Genomic DNA, 17,665 nt, shown 5'->3' with positions numbered 1-17,665 from the left:
CTGTTTAATACAGCATGTATTATCTACATGATGAAGGTACAAATTTCGTGTAATTAAATACTCATGTTAATTTTTAATTCGTTTCTGTATCCAAACAGCTATGTGATCTAACTGTAAAAGTTTTCAGCGAAAGATGCTTTACGGATTAAAGATAAAAAAGCTTGTTTTTCGTTTGATTTTAAATGATTACAAAAGTAAACCATTGATACCTTGTCACAAATTTAGTTGATATTTGTGACAAAAGTGAACTGAATAATTACCTACAAACCTTCCTCCTCAGGTATATCTGACCTTAAATTTTGATCTCCTATCGAAGACAAAAAAATGATTGCTACTTCATACAAAATTGAAATAGCAATCATTTTTTTATTAGTGTAATTTAGCTTATGCTAAATTTATTATTTTAAAAAATCCCTGTAGATTTTGCAGCATCTGCCCTTCTAACCTTATACTTTTTTCTTTCACTTTATTTTTGTTTACATCTTTATTAAAAAGTAAAGGTTTAATGCTTTGTAGCAGTTGTTCTAATTCTTCATTAGTTTTACCGGTATATCTTACCATCTGTAACAAGGTATTTAAATTCTTGGTAGTAGGCACATAATCTAAATGATATAGAATATTTACCTGCAACTTATTCACGAAGCATTTATACAATTTCTTCGATGAGATAACTAAAGGTTCTTTTGCTGCAAGTATTTCAGTATCTACAAAATTTTCAATATTTTCAGATGAATATTTAATGTCAAGCATATTATCGTTAAATTCTGGATACCACGTATTATGCCAATGGATGTCAGGATAATATCCTGAAGTATAGATTCTGTTTTTGGCTTTACAAACCTTTTTATAAAAGCCCTGTTGATAATAAACTTTATCTTGTATATAATAACGGTTGTGGGCAATTATTGTAAACTGCACCTCATCATTTGCCGTTTCTATATCTCTGATGATTTCCTTCAATGGTTTTGAAACTTTGTCTTTTACAATCAACAACAGGTAAAAGCAACGCACTGTTTTGCTATCCAAGAAATTTGCTCTTTCGTGGAAAAGGAATATTTCTTCCACCTCTTCGTTGTCTATCAGTTTCTTTAAATGGTTTAAATATCCGAACGGAACTGTATCTGATTGCTTCAAACTAATTACATTCTTTTCTTTTTCCAATTCTTCTAAAATTTGCAGTACAATATTTTTTATCTTTTTCTGTACTTTTTTAAGTGCTTTACCCCATTCATCATAGATTCCAGCGTCGGAAAAACCTTGTTGTTCAATCAGATAAAAAGTCTTGGTATCTTCTTTAACAAAGACCGTTTTCCATATTGGGCATATTTTTTCCATAAGCAGTAACCTTTCTGTTAAACTGTCATTCTCATTTATTGTACCCAGAAGTAAAAGTTCCACCGCTCCCAAATCTGTTGCAAAGCCTTTTAGAAACAAGTAACAGCTTCCTTCTAATTCATCTTCTATAAAATCATCCGTATAAGATTTTAACAATTGCTGTGTTTCTATATAGTGTTCTTTAAATTCTTCGAAATCTCCCCAATAGAAATGATCAGAAGGTTTAGCTGTGACATCGTCGGTGTACAGCAGTTCTGACTTCCTTAAATTTAAATGTATAAAAGGACTACGCATCTTTTTATGCTTCTTAAAATCATCTTCGTCAAGAAATACTACAAGCAATTCTTCGTTTTCCCAAAATATTTCAGTATTTTGACTGTAAAAAACAGCAGCAGCTTCCTTTTTATTTTTTACATAGAGCCATAGTATTTTTATTTTTTCATTACTAACAGTATGACCATACCATGCTATGCAAAGTAACTTTTGGCTAACAAGCGTTTCCAGCGGATTTTGTAGTTTTTTATTAAAATCTACCTTTCTAAATAATTCTTTTTTAGTTTCCATGATTTATATTTTTAAAATTAATAATCTGTTTAATTAGGTATTACAATTTGAAAATTTGCAACCATGCATGGTTGTATTATTGCTGTTGCGCATGGTTGTACAATTTCTCGCAAAGGCACAACGCTTTCGTAAAAGTCAATTGATTATGCTCCACCAGTTCGCCATCACATCTAGGGAAATAAGACATCGAAGTATTTAGTAAATCAAGAATTTCTTTTACATCATCAGGGTGTACACATTCTTTATAAATTTCGGGTAAGAAGGTTTCGAATAACTGCATAAGGTATCTACAACTGTATATAATAGGTACGTATTGTACTTTTTGATACAAGAGACCAAGTATCAAATGTTGGAACATATTTTTAAGAAGTAAAACATGTCCTGACTGGTAAACTAAATTTTCCTGCTGAAATGCAATAAACCAAGGAGTAACATACGAAAGTCTTTCATTCCAATACTGCTTTTGCAATTTCGTTATATCAAGTATACTGCTACTTTCAAGTAAGCTTTCGTTAAACTTCAGATTCTTTTTTATATACAGTAAATTTTGAGGTATGATAAATTCTTTAAAAAATAATGGAAATCTATCTCCTTTACTTTGCAGCCATTCCAAAGTGTGTATCAAACAAAACACTTCTACTTTTCCTTTAAAATGATGGAAGACTTTGTGTGATAACACATCGTGTTGCTGGACTTGTAGTGTAGGTGTTATCAAAAGCAGATTGAATTTGTACCTAATATTTGAATCTGAGTTAAAGAATTTAGTTGTGCTTAGCAAATAGATTGCATCTATCTTATAACAATTGTTCAAAAAAGTAACCAGCTGTTTCAGCAGCACTGTTTCTTCCCTTACAGTATCTGGAACCTGGCTTTCCAACCTTTTCGTATAAAACTTATTTAACCTCTTAAAAGAATTGGTTTGAAGTTCAACTACCCTTGTTGTTATCTTTTCTATCAAACTTTCATGAGAATGTCCTATTACATATTGAGACTGATCATTGAAGGATACAGCTTTTACTTTAGAAATCCGGTTCAAAGTTTTAGACAGCTCCGGATAATACAAATCAACAAAGCGATTAAATTCTTGCTCATTAAAATCTTGATGTACCGATTTAGGAAGCAGTACATTTTTAAGCAAATCCATATAATATGAAAACACCTCGAGTAACGCTGCGTGAGCAGCCTGATATAATTGTTTCTTCACTAATGGATCTACAAGCATTACTACAGCTTCTTTTACACGATGCTCAACAGCCTTCAAATGATTAGCAAAAAGCATTGATACTTTTTGTTTATCGCTACAGTAGAAATTTTGAAACAAGCTGTTCCATCGTTTAGGATCATCCGCATATATTACAAAACAAGGTTGCAAATGAAGTTGCAAAAAGCTAAAATGAAATTGGGAATCATTTGGTGCAACCGTATGAAAATTTACGCTTATCAAAGTATCATGTCTTGTTAAAGCGTCTAATACCTTTATGTGACTTTGTAAACCTGCGAGGGTATCAGCATTGATATTCTTCGCAACAACGAATGTTAGCAGTTTAATACTGCTGTAAACAATAGGTGTGTAGAACACCATATAAACTTGTGACATCCTAATTGCAACCAAGATGAATTGCTTTATAGAATCGTGGAGCTCGTCGGGAATTGTGTGGTTTGAACTTTTCATACTAACAGATTTAAAGTTGAATATTTCAAAGTTGCATAACCATTTTTATGTACCGTACTATAAAACTATGTATCGTACCTATAACGGGTAGTAAATTACCGCCAACAGACTACAACAAAAGATTTTTCCAGCATACATAAGCTTTCTCGTATTAAAAAAATCAGTATATTTGAATTTATCAAAAAACAGAGGACTTATGGAAACTACTGTAAAAAAACATATAGGACGCAACATCAGTCGCATACGCGAAATGAAAGGTATGAAACAAGAAACACTTGCCGAGATTCTGGGTATCAGCCAGCAGAAGATGTCGGTAATAGAAAATACAGAAGATTTAGAGGATGCCAAGCTTAACGAAATTGCAAAGGCATTGGAAGTACCAGCAAGCGCAATCAAAGAATATTCTGACGAACGAATGATTAATATAATTTCTCATAATACTTTTCAAGATGATTCTTCTGCTGTGAAGAATTTATACAATCCAACTTTCAACCCGTTAGATAAGCTTGTTGAAGCATATGATGAAAACAAGAAATTGTATGAGCGCCTCTTACAAGCTGAAAAAGAGAAAACTTCGTATTTAGAGCAATTATTAATGAATAAATAAAAAAATGTCTTTTTCGTAAATGAAAAAGACATTTTTTATAGTATTTTTTAGTAAATTTTGATTGATTCTTTTTTTATTTGTCTCTAGATTGGAATTTATAAGTATCTTAAATTATTTAAACTTATCGATTATAATATTATTTAATTATAACTTAAAATTTTAAATTTTTTATTTCTGACTTCTCGTTTAACTCTAAATCGGGCGTGTTTTCTATATTACTTTTTAGAATAATACTTAGTAATGATGATATTATCAATGTTATAAAAGACGAGGAAAGTACCACAAGAATAGTTACTATAAAATCTTTATCATTTGTTATTTTATTTAGCAATAAAACTCCCCAAAAAACAGTAATAATGTAAGAAAATAAAATTGTTATTTTAGAAGTTGAGAAATTTGCCCCATTAATTGGACTAAATGGTTTATTCTCCTCTTTTTTATTAGCAAACACAAAATAAACTCTTTCACTTTCTTTAATTTTTAGAATATTTTTTTCAAAAGAATTAATCAGTTTTATAAAGTTAATATTCCAATAATAATATCCTTTACTAGAGATAAACCATAAAAGTGATATTATGTATCCTACAGATAAAAGAGCATGTATTTCAAAATTTAAATTATTTTTAATTTCTGAAGCTATTAATGTATAATAACCAACAAAGAATGCTGCCATTGCAACATAAAAATAGGTCATCCATTTATTGTAGTTGTCATAATGAAAATTTCTAGCTTGTATAAGTAATTTATACTGCTCATATTTCCTTTGTTCATTTCGCTTTTTTCTAGTCTTTGGCATTTAACTATTTATTTTTAATTCGTTTATTGTTTACCAACTATTGGTTTGTACTTTTCTCGCAAGGTTCTTTCAATATGTGGAACAATGAAATCATAATTAACTATGTCTATATTTAATATACTAACTCTGAAATTTATATCATTTAAATTTTTACGATGTCTTAATTTCATTGCATACGTTTGTGAAGTTGATTTAAGTTCAATATGGTCAATAATGCGTTTATAGACATCCTTATTTTTTCCTATATAAAGTGGTAACCACCTTTTGTCAAATGCATCATAATGTTTTACCTTACCTTTAATTACACTTGATGAAAAAAAAGAATCATTTTTCTTTTTACCCCAATCTTGTATAAGTCTGTTCAACTTAGTTATTCTTTTTTGTCCCTTCAGTATAGTACTATCTAAGTCAACTTCAAAAAAATATAATCCTCTGATTTTATCTTTTCCTTTAAATATTGATGAATCAAATTCATTATTTAATTTAAATTCAAAAGATGCAGTACTATCAAAATCGACATTACTAATTTCTTCTTCTATTTGAAGTATATATTGATCAATTAAACTATCAAAATCTTTTAAGATATATTGAAATTTATCTACCATCCTAATTTATTTTTAATTTTTTGTCTATATTGTGTTTGAATTTGATCTGGTGCTTTTTGTATATATTCTATTGATTTTGCTTTTGTATCACCTTCTAACATTTCTAGGTAATTTATTCGATCTTCAGAATCTATCACACTTTTATTACTTGTAATCCATTTTTCAGCAAGGTTAGTCCATATAACAAAGTCTAAATCAGTTTCTTTAATCCAAGACTTTATATTTTCTTTAAATAAAAAATCTTCAGGGATAAATGTATCTGCACCTTTATTATAAGAACCTATAAAATTTAAGTTTGTTCCTTCTCTACTTCTTAAATTTTCTTTTGCTTCTTCAATATTGTTAGATTCTGATATTGAATATAAAGTTTTTACATTAGTTCCACTCTCTGTAATAACTAATGTAAGACGACCATCACCTGATATCCTTGCAAATTCAATTGGTAATATTGGTCCTCCAGTATTCCAACCTATTTTTTTATCAAATCTTAAATTCCTAGAATCCCATATTAACGATCCCCATCCTAATATTGCTATCTTCATAAATTATTCTGATTTTAAATAATCATCTATATTTAATACATTTATTTCCCCGAACCATTGTTTAATATTTACTAAAGCATCATCTTCAATTTTAGATAACATTAAAACAACTAAATTTTCTTTGGCTCTTGAACATTCAACATAAAAAAGATTACGGGTTCTTAACGACCTTTCAGGCTTTTCGTCACAATTATTAAAGAAATTATTAAAATTATATTCTTGCTTCCATTCAGTATCATCAATCACAGTTAATACATTTCTATATTCATCTCCTTTTGTTCCATGTTTAGTTGAGAAAACTGTTTCATTCTGGATATGTTTCCAAAAGTTTATAATTTCACTATATGAAAGATTTATAAATGATTCATAAAAGGTTTTGTCCTTTTCAATTTTTTCTTGGATTTCTGGATTAATGCCTTCCAAATCTTGATAAATGCGAGAAATAAATTCTTCATAATTTTTAGAATAAACAATCCCTTTTTGCAAAACAACATCTAATACTTCTTTTACTGTTTTATTACTTCTATTATTGGATAAATCATCTAGTATATCAGATATTTCTTTTTTCTTAGGATGCTGAAATTCATGTAAAGCAGTTCCATTTCTTCTTAAAAATCTAATCGCTTTATTATGATTATTTTCCAACCAGTAAGTCATGAGATGTTCTAAACCAACTTCTCTCTCTTGAGAAGTCTTTTTATCAATATATCCGGTAAACAACTTAATTAGAAAATGATTTCTATCTAAAAGTCGTTCTTTCGTTGATTGACCATATCGTTTAGAATAAATTTTATATAATTTCAAAAATCCAGCTCTATCTGCAATTCTACTGTTAGCTAACACTAAAATCTTATCTAAATTATTGCTACTGAAATCCCAGCCCAACCCAATCAATTTATGATTAACTTCCTCATAAAAATCATTTTTAAACTTTTTTAAGGAATCTTCAAACTCTCTAACCTTTTGTTTGGGTTCTTTTTCAGGATGATTTCCCCAATAAATAAATTTTATAGATCCGTCTACATCCCTTTTGGGTTCTTGTTTAATGTTTGTTCTAAAGTTATTAAGTAGATCAACCACAGCTCTTGACGATCTATAATTTTCTTCTTTTTTGATTAACCTAAGTACTTTATTTTCTCCTTCATAATAATTTTCAAGACTTCCGATTCCAGTATCGTAAATTTTTTGATGAGAGTCGCCATAAAATCCAAGGATTATCTTGTCTTTATTACGCATTAATAAACAATCTATTAATGCTCCAATTGTTTCTATTGAAGTATCCTGATACTCATCAATTAAAATATATGGAAATTTTTGAGCGATAATAGAGGTTAATAATGGATATTCTTTAAAAAGCATTTTTGACAACTCAATCACGTCGTCATGATGAAGTTCACCTTTTTCAAAATCACGAAAAGAAGAATCGTTGTAAAAAACTTCACTAACTAAATTAATCCGCTCATTCAGATTTTTAATGTATTTTGTTTCATTACCTTTAGTTTCATCAATTTTTAACCTTATTTCATTAAGTTTACAAAGTTCAATTCTCAATTGCTTCTGAAACTGTTTGATAGACTTCCATAAGAACTCATGAATTGTAGAAACCTCAACTAAGTCATTATATTCAATCCGTTTAATGATTTCGTTTTTAGCAACATTCGTGTAAGTAATGCAAACTATATTTTGTTTTTTAGTATGTAATACCTCTCCTTTAGTTTCTATTAAATAATTGAGGGTTTGAATTAATGTATAAGTCTTTCCAGAACCTGCACCAGCCTCCACCACAAAGCTTGAATTAACTTCAATACATTGCTTTATTTGCTCAAATGCCTCCATCTTAATCAACTTTTACTGTTAATAAATGTTCGTTTTTTGACAACCATTCTAAACCTTCTTTTATATACTTAGGCACTTTCCATTCAAGATTAGTTCCCTTTTCATCAAAAGTCATTAAATCAAATGTAAAATCTGTCTTTTGTTTTGAAGAAGGGTCTACATCAGATTGATCTCTACTTGTATCCATATAGATCAATTCATCTATGTTCTTCAACTTTTGAAAAGAAAAAGATTTATAAACCTCTTTTTCTATTTCACCTTCGAGTAAATATTTACTTTTAAAAAATGTTTGATTACAATTAATTATGGCATTCTCTAGACTTCTTGGCACAAAATCTCCATCATCTTCTTTAATTTGAAAAGCTACTCTAATAATTTTAGATTCATCTAGTTTTTCATCAAAAGTCAAGGCCAATAATTCAGAAATTTTTGTTTTTTGAGGTAACCAGGTTGACAATGTTGAATTACTTGTGTTTGCCATTTCTTTTAGTACGTGACAAGATTTATTCGTCATAGCGTCCACAGAATCAATATCAGTTATTACCAAAACCTTTGTATTTAAAAACTTAAAAAATTCTTTAAATTTATGGGTATATGCTCCTCCAACTTCAATTATGGATACATATTCATTTTCAAGTTGTTTAGCTACTTTTCTAATAAATAATGGCATTAATATTTTTTCTGTGATTCCCTCGACCATAATAACTTTATCTGCAAAAAACAAATCGCATTTATGCAGATTTAAATATTGCTTTAAAAATCGAAAAGTATCTTTATCTGTTTCCTTATGCTTAAATTCATTAAAATCTTTTACCTCAACAATTGTTCTATCTTCTTTTTTATATTTATTGAAATATCGTATTCTTTCAAAGCTTCGTTTGACATTCAAACCTGCTTCGGCAATCATATGAGATGAATGAGTGCTAATAATTAATTGTACTTGAATACTATCCTCAATTAAAGCCTTAGAAATTGTTTCTCTTATTTGCTCTACAAAAACTTGTTGCATTTGAGGATGTAAATGCGCTTCAGGCTCTTCTATTAAAATTGTCAGAATTTCAGTTGCATTTTTTTCTTTGTTTTTTTTGAAATTTTCAATAAAGGCTACAATTTTTAAAACAAGAAATATTAGGTTGCTATAACCTAATCCATTGTAATTTTCTGGCAGTTCTATATCACCGCTTTTGTAATAGTACTTTATGTTATTTCGAATAATTGATTCAGGATCAAATTTTGATTTCAGTATAATCTCAGGAATATTAATATCCTTATCAATACCAAAAGACTTCAATTTCTCAAGGATTTTTTCAAGAACCTTTTCATACTTGCCATCTAAAACAGTAGAAACACTTTTCAGCGTATCTTTCAAACTTTCTACATCTGCATTATTATCTCCATGAATGTTTTGATAGTAGTCAGAAAATCCAAGTGCCAAAGATCTGTTTTTATCCATTTTTGTATCATCAAGTTTTCTTGATGCTTGGATTGTCTCAAAATTTATTACCGAAAGTATTTTCGTTAAAACATGATCTTCTATTAAGTTTTCACCACCAAAAACATGGAGTGTGTAGAAAGATGATATATTCTCATTTAACCACTCTATTAGTTCAACGTCCTTATTGGGTCTATTATGAAATGACCTAAACAAATTAATTGTTTCTTTAGGTTCGTATTTAAAAAGAATTGTAGCATCTGATTTCGTATCATCTAAGTCGGAAATAAAATCACTTATATTAATTAAAGAATCTTTCACCTTATCATATTCAACTTGAATACTTAAAGTGATCTTAGGTATATCATTAATCAAAGACTTTTCAATTTCATCTTTCTTATCATCCTTAATTTCAACTAACAATTCATTTTGAAATTTTGCATCGCATAATTTGAAAACATCATGACTATTTAAAGAGAAATCATGAAAAGATATCCTATTCTTGATGTCAAAAAATAGGTTTATAACTTCAAATAATGACGTTTTACCTGTGTTATTTTTTCCTACAATTAAGGTTATGTCATCTTCTATGTTGATTGTAATATTTTCCAGCAATCTAAAATTGGTAACTGTGAGTTGAGTAATTTTCATAAGACTGTTTAATTGAGATTAATTTATTAATACTAGGTGAGTTGGTCTATTTTGATAAAATCTTCTAATAATGCATCTAATTCTTTATCGTTATGGTGTTTTGCTATTAGTAATCTGTTGTCGATAGTGCAAAAACATTTTCCGTTTAATTTTTTAAAGTTATCTTCTACAAATGATTTATATTCATGTAGAGTCTTATTGCATTCGTAAAATTCAAAACCACACTCGTGTTGATTATTTAAAAATTCTAAAAAGTGTTTTCTGAATCGTTTTTTAACATCATCTCTAAAAACTTGTATCTCAAATTCATTAAAATGTGTATAGGCTTTTAATACAAATAAAAAATTGATTTTGTATTGGTGTACAAAAAGTGTATCTCGGTCAAATAATCGTTCTTCAAAATGGCATGAAGGTTGGGGATTGCCCTTTTTCTTTACCGAATGTTCATCATAGTTATCAATATCATCAATGTAACCGTAAATGAAGAAATTTGGCGATATGTTATAGCCTTCCGTTAATTTATCCCTATATCTTAAGTTACCTAAATGCTGCTGCCCCCTTTTGTTCAATAAATCAATATTAAATTGAATGACATTTTTGGAGTAAGTAAATTGTTTGTATTTTGACAACTTACCAGCTGAACTGTCTGATTTATAGTATTTCGAATCTCCAATATAAAATATATTACTAGTATCAATTAAAGACTTATAATCATAAATATGGTCAATAATTTTACCATCATCATTTTTTTTCAGCTTATCTATTGTAATACCATCAACGTCTAGCATATTGAGTTTATCTGAAAATAATTTATCAACCATGTCTTCAAAAACTAAATTATAGTTGTAGATAGCTAAAAAATCTTCTCGCTTTCGTTTACTACTACTTTTGTCAAATTGAGAAAAATACATTTCACATAACACATACATCCTTCTTAATGTATCGTTGAAGTAGCGGTGTTTGATTTTACGCAATTTAGATGAACCGTTTTGGCATAAGTTTTCAAACTGTTGACCTGATATAAAATTGAACGATTTATCAATTTTTAGATTCAGTTTATATTCTTTATTTAAATGATTTAAAATAGAAAAAAAATAGGTTAATAATTCTTCTTCCGTATTTATAATTTTCTTTTTGTTGGTAATTTCAATATATATAGGTGCTTTACCATTTGTTACGATAGGAAGTGACTTTCTAATCGTCTTTTCCCATTTTGGCTTTTTGGCTTGATTGGAAACAAATTCAATATGTTTGAATAAAATTTGATGCTTGTTTTTTTTATAGAAGTTGACGAAACTCAATAAAAGGTCTAAAAAGGAATATTCCTTATCTCCTAAATTGGTATTTAGCTCAAAAGTTTCAGTATCTAAAATTATTGAAGTTTGATTGTATCTTTTTCTAAACTCGATTAAACTGTTATAAAAATGTACTGATAACTGACGTACCCAATTATATTGGGTTTTATGCTTAATTGATTCGTTATTGATCAAGTCAACTAACTCTTCTTTAGTACAATCGAAAACCGTTTCTTCATCTTCAGCCATAAAAACTTTAGGCAACATAAAAACTAAACTGTTTTTTTCAAAAGAATGGTAGTAACCAACAGACGTAATTGTTCCATCCAAACCGTTTTGTTTATAAAACTTTGGATCATCAAATACTTCTTCAAGTAATTCAATTGGATATATTTCTTTTTCTATTAGAATTTTCATCTATTTCGACTCTAATTCTTGTTGCGGTTCGGCTACTTGACTAAGTTGTACATCATCTTCTGCATAAATCAAAGGTTCTTTAAGTTTTGGTTTTAATTCAATTCTATCAAATAATTCCTTTATTTTCTTTTTACCATTCGTGTTTATTGGGAAAAAATCTTCGTAAGAGGTGTTTTCTTCGAAAACTTTATTGTCTTCGTCTTTAAAAACATCATTCCATAAATAAAAAATCACTTTGTTAATGAAAGGTTTTAGTGCTATTGTGTTATCCTTCTCCGGTTTGATAAAATAATTCCCAATACATTTATCCATTCCTAAAGATTGATTGCTTTTAATGTGATTTAAATTGACCTTCTCAATAAATTTAATCCAGCTGTATTTTTCTCCATCTTGAATATCAATTACGAAATCAAATGAATCATTTTTTTGTTTACTGCTATTTTCATCTAGATAATACTCTTCATAACAGATAGGAACATACTCCCAATCCCAACGTCTTTTGAAAGCACTATCCATTGGAAATAAAGATTGATCAGAAGTATTCATTGTTGCCAAAACACTTAAATTAGGAGGTAGTTTTAAGCCATTAATAATTCCATCATGATTCTCATCTTTAAATGCTTCGTGCATTAAATATTCTTTTAATTCTTTACTTGGCGAAACGGTGTAGTTTGAATTACGGTCTAATAATTGAAAAATTTCACCAAAGATTTCAGCACAATTACCACGGTTGATTTCCTCAATCACTAAGTAGTATTGATTGTCTAAATCTTGCCAAGCACGTTCATAAATATTGGTAAAGGCTTGTGGTACGAATTTATAATGTACTTCATTTTCAAAATATTCATTTTCTCCTTCATAAAATTTAACTTTTACAGAAATAGGTTTGTATCCTCCTACAAAAGTTGAATTATCAAACTCGGGATGAAAAGTTACTCTTTCGTAATAATGAGATTTTAATTTTTCAATTGTCTTATCTACTTTATGGGATTTACCTGTACCTGGAGAACCGAAATAGATTTTGTTGAAACCACTAATTAATGATTGCGATTCGATATTATCTATAACTCTCTCTTGATTTTTATCCAGGTTAGAATCTACACTAATTAAATTTACCAATAATGAAGATAAAAGTTTATTATATTCTATTTCTTGTATCTCTTTAAATGGATTTGTAATAGAATTCAAGTTACTTTCTATTTCAATTTCGAATATTTTATTAAATGTAATTTCAGTATTATTCAAGTTTTGGAAATTCAGAAGGAATGATCTATGCTCAGAAATAACTAAAAATTTATCATTTTGATTAAATGCTTCTAAATAAGCGGTAGTAATAATATTTTCAGATGAAAAAATTATTTGAGATGTAGGAGACAAACTAGTAAATGATCCTAAATCATGAATATATAAAAGATATTTTTTTACCATTGTAGAGTATATTTATTCCAAGTTGTTAATTGTTTTATAATTTTATCATCAATTACAATTTCTATCATTTCTTTATCACGTAAATTTAAAGAAATACCATCAACTAATATTTCATAAAAATCTGTAATATTTGGAGAGTCTGAACGCTTACGTATAGATTGCTTAAATCTAATTTCTACATTTTTTTTATAATCTTCATTAAAGAAACATGGATCGATAATAAGTGGGTATAGAGTGGGTACATTTTGTGTTAGAATTTCATACCCTTTAGAACCGACTTTTTGTAAAATTATATTGTTATTTTTCTTAATATTATTTAAATAGAATAATGTAGAACCATCTGAATTTTCAAATCTTTCAAATATTAAAAAATCTCCTGCATTTAAATCATGTTTTCTATAATAAGGACCTAATCCTACAATTCTAGTTTCATCACCAGATTGAAGTCTTATATTTGAAACAATACTATTATCAGTCTTATCAATAAAATTAGTTGTATAATTAATAAAGCCGTTAAAAATATCATTTACATTATAGGCTCCTGTTACTAAAACATAACTCTCATTGGTGTTACCTTTACCTAATTCTGTATTATTAAGTATTTTGATATATTTTTCAGATTTCATTCTCTATAATTCTTGATTTTAATTCTTCTATAGATAACATCGGATTCAATTTATGAATCATACTATGACAATTTGGACAAATAGGAACCAAATCTTGGATTGGATTTATAATATACTCTTTACCAATATCAGCAACTTTCGTTAAATGATGTACATGTATATACTTAGATGCAATATCACCATATTTATCCTCTAATAATATATTACAAATTTTACAATTATAGCCATGATATTCTAAACATTTTTTCCTAGCTTTTCGACTACGTTCATATTTATTAACTATAATTATTTTCTTTGCTCCTTCATAAAGTTCTACATTATCCTCACCATTATCAAAATAAGAATCATTATCAATAATTGACATATAAAACTTTACTTTCTGTTTTCCTTTTACATTTTCAATTAATTTTTCAACACATAAAATATCACCGACTTGAGCATTAACTAATCTGAAATACGTTAAAAAACTTGATAATCTATGTTCTTTGTTTTTTTTACTTTGATTTTGACTATATGTAAATTCAAAAGGAATTCCAGTTAATTTATCTATAATAGTTCTTTTTTTTCCATTTGGTTTACCAAAAAAGTTATTTGGATCAACTTGTCGTTTAGGAATTGTTATATAGCAATGATGCATATCTGCCTTTCCTAAATTTGATTTCGTTATTTTTTTAGTAAATGTAAGTGTCATTATAAATATTTTTTTATCTCTTTAGCTACATACGAAGCCATTATTGGAGGTACTGCATTTCCTATTTGCATATATGTTTTAAGATAAGCTCCCATAAAAACATAATCATCTGGAAAAGATTGAATCCTTGCAGCTTCTCTTGGTGATAAACTTCTAACTGCATAAGGATGAATATGTGAATGACAGTCCATTCTCATATGTGCAGTAATAGTTCTACAAGGCTTATCTGCCACTAATTTATAATATTTATCTTTAAAAACATTATTACGATGAGAGTAAGGCATTAAATGAGCAATTTTTTCATTTGTGGCATCATCACCTTGGTCTAGTAATCTATAAATATCAAAATTTAAATCATTAACAAATCGAGATTTATGATTAAAAATTAATGGAATACTTCTACCATTATTAATTAATTTCAAATAAGAATTTTCATTACCATTAAATTGATTTACATCTACTTTTTTACCAGACTCATCACTATCAATTTCGTTAGAATTTTTAACTCTATTTGGTTCTAATGGCTTGATATATTCTAAGGCATCATTTAATATATGTCTTTTAATTGAGTCTGAATTAGAAATAATTTGTTCAAATATTTTATCCGGAGTTATATTATTTTCTTTAGCAACGTCATTTCTAATTGCTATAAAAATTAAACGTTGTCTTTTTTGAGCAACACCGAAATCATCAGAAATTAAAATTTTACAATTTACATCGTAAGTATAATTAATACCTTTCTTTAAACTTTCGATATCTTTATAATCATCAATAACTTGTTGTGCATGAGGAAGCATTCCTCTAACATTCTCCATCACAACAAATTTTGGAGTTAAATGCGTAATCGCTTTAATGAAATATTTATATAATTCATTTCTAGGATCATCAATAATACGTTGCTGATTTGCAGAACTAAATCCTTGACAAGGAGGACCACCAACAATAACATCTACATCTTGATCAATATAATCTTTTACATTATCTACGATTTTTCTAATATCACCATTAATAATTTTATCATCTCTAACTTCTGGATGATTGTAAGAATATGTATCTATACAAACATCTTCGTGATCGTTAGCTAAAATAACTTTAAAACCTTCTTTTACAAATCCTAAACTTAGACCTCCTGCCCCACAAAAGAAATCAACTAGTGTAGGTTTATCTAAAGCATTTTCTTTTTGTTGATATTTTAAACGAATTGAATTATTCAATTTATCTAAATGATTACCAATAATCTTATTATTCTGGATTGTAAAATTTACACTCTTTATAAATGATTGAAATCTTGAAGATAATATTTTCTTCAATAACGGTATTTCTGTATCAGCATAAATAATACCTAATTCAATTAAATACTTTGCGGTATTTACATCAACTGAATCATTATAATTTTCGATATCTAAATTATTAAGCACAGCTAAAGAATCTACAATTCTAATATGTAGATCTATCTTCTCTAAAAAAGTTACCTTTAATTTTTTATCGTTTATTTCTTTAATATTCTTAAATATCATATTTCTTTAAAACATTTTTACATCCTTTAGCAATAGCTTGAGCTAATAGTACAGGAACTGCATTACCTATTTGCTTATAAATTTCTGTTCTTGATCCTTCAAATACAAAATCGTCAGGAAAAGACTGCAATCTTGCTGCTTCTCTTGGAGTTATAGAGCGCCCTTGTTTATGATCTGGATGTATAAATTGGTTACCATCCTTATATAAATGTGCTATTATAGTACGTGCAGGTTTATCCCAAAATTGTACACAATAACTATTATTGAAAATTCTTTGCTTAGGATGTCTTAAATCTTCTCTATTTTCCAATAATTGAGTAAATACCCAATTATTCTTACTCATTACTGAATATCTTTCAATATCTAAATTGTTCAATTTTCTAGCTACATGATGTCTTAAAATATTAGATTTTTTATCCACAATTTCATCTAAAAAATTATTAGTACGACTTGATTTAAATTTCACAACATCAGAACCTTCTCCAGCTTTTAAAGAAGGTAGATCACTAATTGCATCAGACACAGTAACATAAGGCTTCAAGTTAGATTCGTAAGAATCAGAATTCGTTTTTAAAATATTTTTATAAACTTCATCTGCATCAAATGGTAAATCCTTTCTAACACCTATTATAATAACACGTTTTCTAATTTGAGGAACACCATAATCAGCCGAATTTAAAACCATTCCCTTGGGTGACTTAATTAATTTATAATTTTTACCCAATTTTTTAAGTATGGTATCTAAAATCGACTTGTTGTTTAACTTCGCAGTTAATAGACCAGTAACATTTTCAAAAACAAAAAGTTTTGGATTTAAATGATGTAATACTTTGATATAACTTTCAAATAAAAAGTTACGTGGATCATCATGCATTGCATTACTATCTTTAGCTCTACCTAAAGTTGAGTAAGCTTGACAAGGAGGACCTCCTACAATTAAATCTACATTTCTATTTTTTACTGCATTATCGATAATTTCATTTATATTTTCATTAGTTATATCTACATTTAAAACTTCATCATCAACATTTTCATAACCGTAGAATTTCATTCTAGTTTTCAAAGTTTCACACGCATATTTATTAATTTCAACGTGAGCCAATGCTTTAAAACCTTCTTTGTAAAAACCTTCACTTAATCCTCCACATCCTGCAAATAAATCGACAAAACTATACATTGTTTTTATTAATTATATTATTAATTATCATAACCTTATAATCCTCTTTTTCATTTTCAAAAATCGAATCAACCTTGTCATAGTAATATTCATTTTTATATTTAAGAAAGTCTAAATTTAGAATAGTTGAAACTAATTCTAGTTTCTCTAAACTTAACTTCTTTTCATTCTTTTCAATTTTGCAAAGAAAAGAAACATCTACGCCAATTTTTGACGCTAAGTCTTTTTGAGAAATACCAATTTCTATTCTTTTTTTCCGTATTATATCTCCTGTTTTTATCATAGTATGAAATTGACCTAAGCGGTCAAAAGTACAATAATTGATAGGATCTTACAAGCATATTTTATGACACTTACGCTACAAAGTCAAGGCTAATTTTAAAATAAATATATCAAACCAATCTTTTTTATGAAAAAAAGGAATTGAAAAATTTTATTAATGGTCGGTTTAAAATAGAGATAATTACATTAGAT

At 28.0% G+C, this 17,665-nt stretch carries 15 protein-coding genes; 1 reads left to right on the top strand and 14 read right to left on the bottom strand.

Features of this window, described 5'->3' with window-relative positions; all coding sequences use genetic code 11:
* Window positions 1-384: 384 nt before the first annotated feature.
* The gene (locus tag HW119_RS08185) at window positions 385-1,899 is read right to left on the bottom strand and encodes a hypothetical protein (protein WP_177763139.1); all 1,515 of its coding nucleotides are present in this window, start codon (window positions 1,897-1,899) and stop codon (window positions 385-387) included.
* Window positions 1,900-1,975: 76 nt separating this feature from the next.
* Window positions 1,976-3,571, bottom strand: coding sequence for a hypothetical protein (locus HW119_RS08180; RefSeq protein ID WP_177763136.1), 1,596 nt, complete (start codon window positions 3,569-3,571; stop codon window positions 1,976-1,978).
* Between the two features lie 196 nt (window positions 3,572-3,767).
* On the opposite strand from HW119_RS08180, the gene HW119_RS08175 reads away from it, so the two are divergent.
* A complete protein-coding gene (locus HW119_RS08175) occupies window positions 3,768-4,178 on the top strand; it encodes a helix-turn-helix domain-containing protein (protein WP_177763133.1) in 411 nt (136 codons plus the stop codon).
* 151 nt (window positions 4,179-4,329) lie between these two features.
* Here HW119_RS08175 and HW119_RS08170 read toward each other — a convergent pair whose 3' ends face one another.
* The 12 genes from HW119_RS08170 to HW119_RS08115 are packed head-to-tail and all read right to left on the bottom strand — an operon-like array spanning window position 4,330 to window position 17,474.
* On the bottom strand, window positions 4,330-4,974 hold the full coding sequence (locus HW119_RS08170) for a hypothetical protein (protein WP_177763130.1): 645 nt from the start codon (window positions 4,972-4,974) through the stop codon (window positions 4,330-4,332).
* A 23-nt stretch (window positions 4,975-4,997) separates the two neighbouring features.
* On the bottom strand, window positions 4,998-5,579 hold the full coding sequence (locus HW119_RS08165) for a hypothetical protein (RefSeq protein WP_177763127.1): 582 nt from the start codon (window positions 5,577-5,579) through the stop codon (window positions 4,998-5,000).
* The gene (locus HW119_RS08160; RefSeq protein ID WP_177763124.1) at window positions 5,573-6,121 is read right to left on the bottom strand and encodes a hypothetical protein; all 549 of its coding nucleotides are present in this window, start codon (window positions 6,119-6,121) and stop codon (window positions 5,573-5,575) included. Before HW119_RS08160 ends, HW119_RS08165 begins: the two co-directional genes overlap by 7 nt.
* 3 nt (window positions 6,122-6,124) lie before the next feature.
* The gene (locus tag HW119_RS08155; protein WP_177763121.1) at window positions 6,125-7,957 is read right to left on the bottom strand and encodes a UvrD-helicase domain-containing protein; all 1,833 of its coding nucleotides are present in this window, start codon (window positions 7,955-7,957) and stop codon (window positions 6,125-6,127) included.
* 1 nt (window position 7,958) lies between these two features.
* On the bottom strand, window positions 7,959-10,040 hold the full coding sequence (locus HW119_RS08150) for an ATP-dependent nuclease (protein WP_177763118.1): 2,082 nt from the start codon (window positions 10,038-10,040) through the stop codon (window positions 7,959-7,961).
* Window positions 10,041-10,072: 32 nt separating this feature from the next.
* Window positions 10,073-11,752, bottom strand: a complete 1,680-nt coding sequence (locus HW119_RS08145) for a hypothetical protein (RefSeq protein ID WP_177763115.1) — start codon at window positions 11,750-11,752, stop codon at window positions 10,073-10,075.
* On the bottom strand, window positions 11,753-13,180 hold the full coding sequence (locus tag HW119_RS08140) for an AAA family ATPase (protein WP_177763112.1): 1,428 nt from the start codon (window positions 13,178-13,180) through the stop codon (window positions 11,753-11,755).
* Entirely contained in the window at window positions 13,174-13,806 is a 633-nt protein-coding gene (locus HW119_RS08135) for a hypothetical protein (RefSeq protein ID WP_177763109.1), read from the bottom strand. The genes HW119_RS08140 and HW119_RS08135 overlap by 7 nt, the downstream gene beginning before the upstream one ends.
* Window positions 13,796-14,497 carry an HNH endonuclease gene (locus HW119_RS08130; RefSeq protein ID WP_177763106.1) on the bottom strand — a complete coding sequence of 234 codons (702 nt, stop codon included), beginning with the start codon at window positions 14,495-14,497 and terminating at the stop codon, window positions 13,796-13,798. The genes HW119_RS08135 and HW119_RS08130 overlap by 11 nt, the downstream gene beginning before the upstream one ends.
* The gene (locus HW119_RS08125; protein WP_177763103.1) at window positions 14,497-16,014 is read right to left on the bottom strand and encodes a DNA cytosine methyltransferase; all 1,518 of its coding nucleotides are present in this window, start codon (window positions 16,012-16,014) and stop codon (window positions 14,497-14,499) included. The genes HW119_RS08130 and HW119_RS08125 overlap by 1 nt, the downstream gene beginning before the upstream one ends.
* A complete protein-coding gene (locus HW119_RS08120; RefSeq protein ID WP_177763101.1) occupies window positions 16,004-17,191 on the bottom strand; it encodes a DNA cytosine methyltransferase in 1,188 nt (395 codons plus the stop codon). Before HW119_RS08120 ends, HW119_RS08125 begins: the two co-directional genes overlap by 11 nt.
* Entirely contained in the window at window positions 17,184-17,474 is a 291-nt protein-coding gene (locus tag HW119_RS08115; protein WP_177763098.1) for a helix-turn-helix domain-containing protein, read from the bottom strand. The genes HW119_RS08120 and HW119_RS08115 overlap by 8 nt, the downstream gene beginning before the upstream one ends.
* Between the last annotated feature and the right edge of the window lie 191 nt (window positions 17,475-17,665).

The organism is Flavobacterium sp. I3-2, assembly GCF_013389595.1.
In the GTDB taxonomy this organism is placed as follows: Bacteria; Bacteroidota; Bacteroidia; order Flavobacteriales; family Flavobacteriaceae; genus Flavobacterium.
This window is presented reverse-complemented; position numbering and strand designations above follow the sequence as displayed.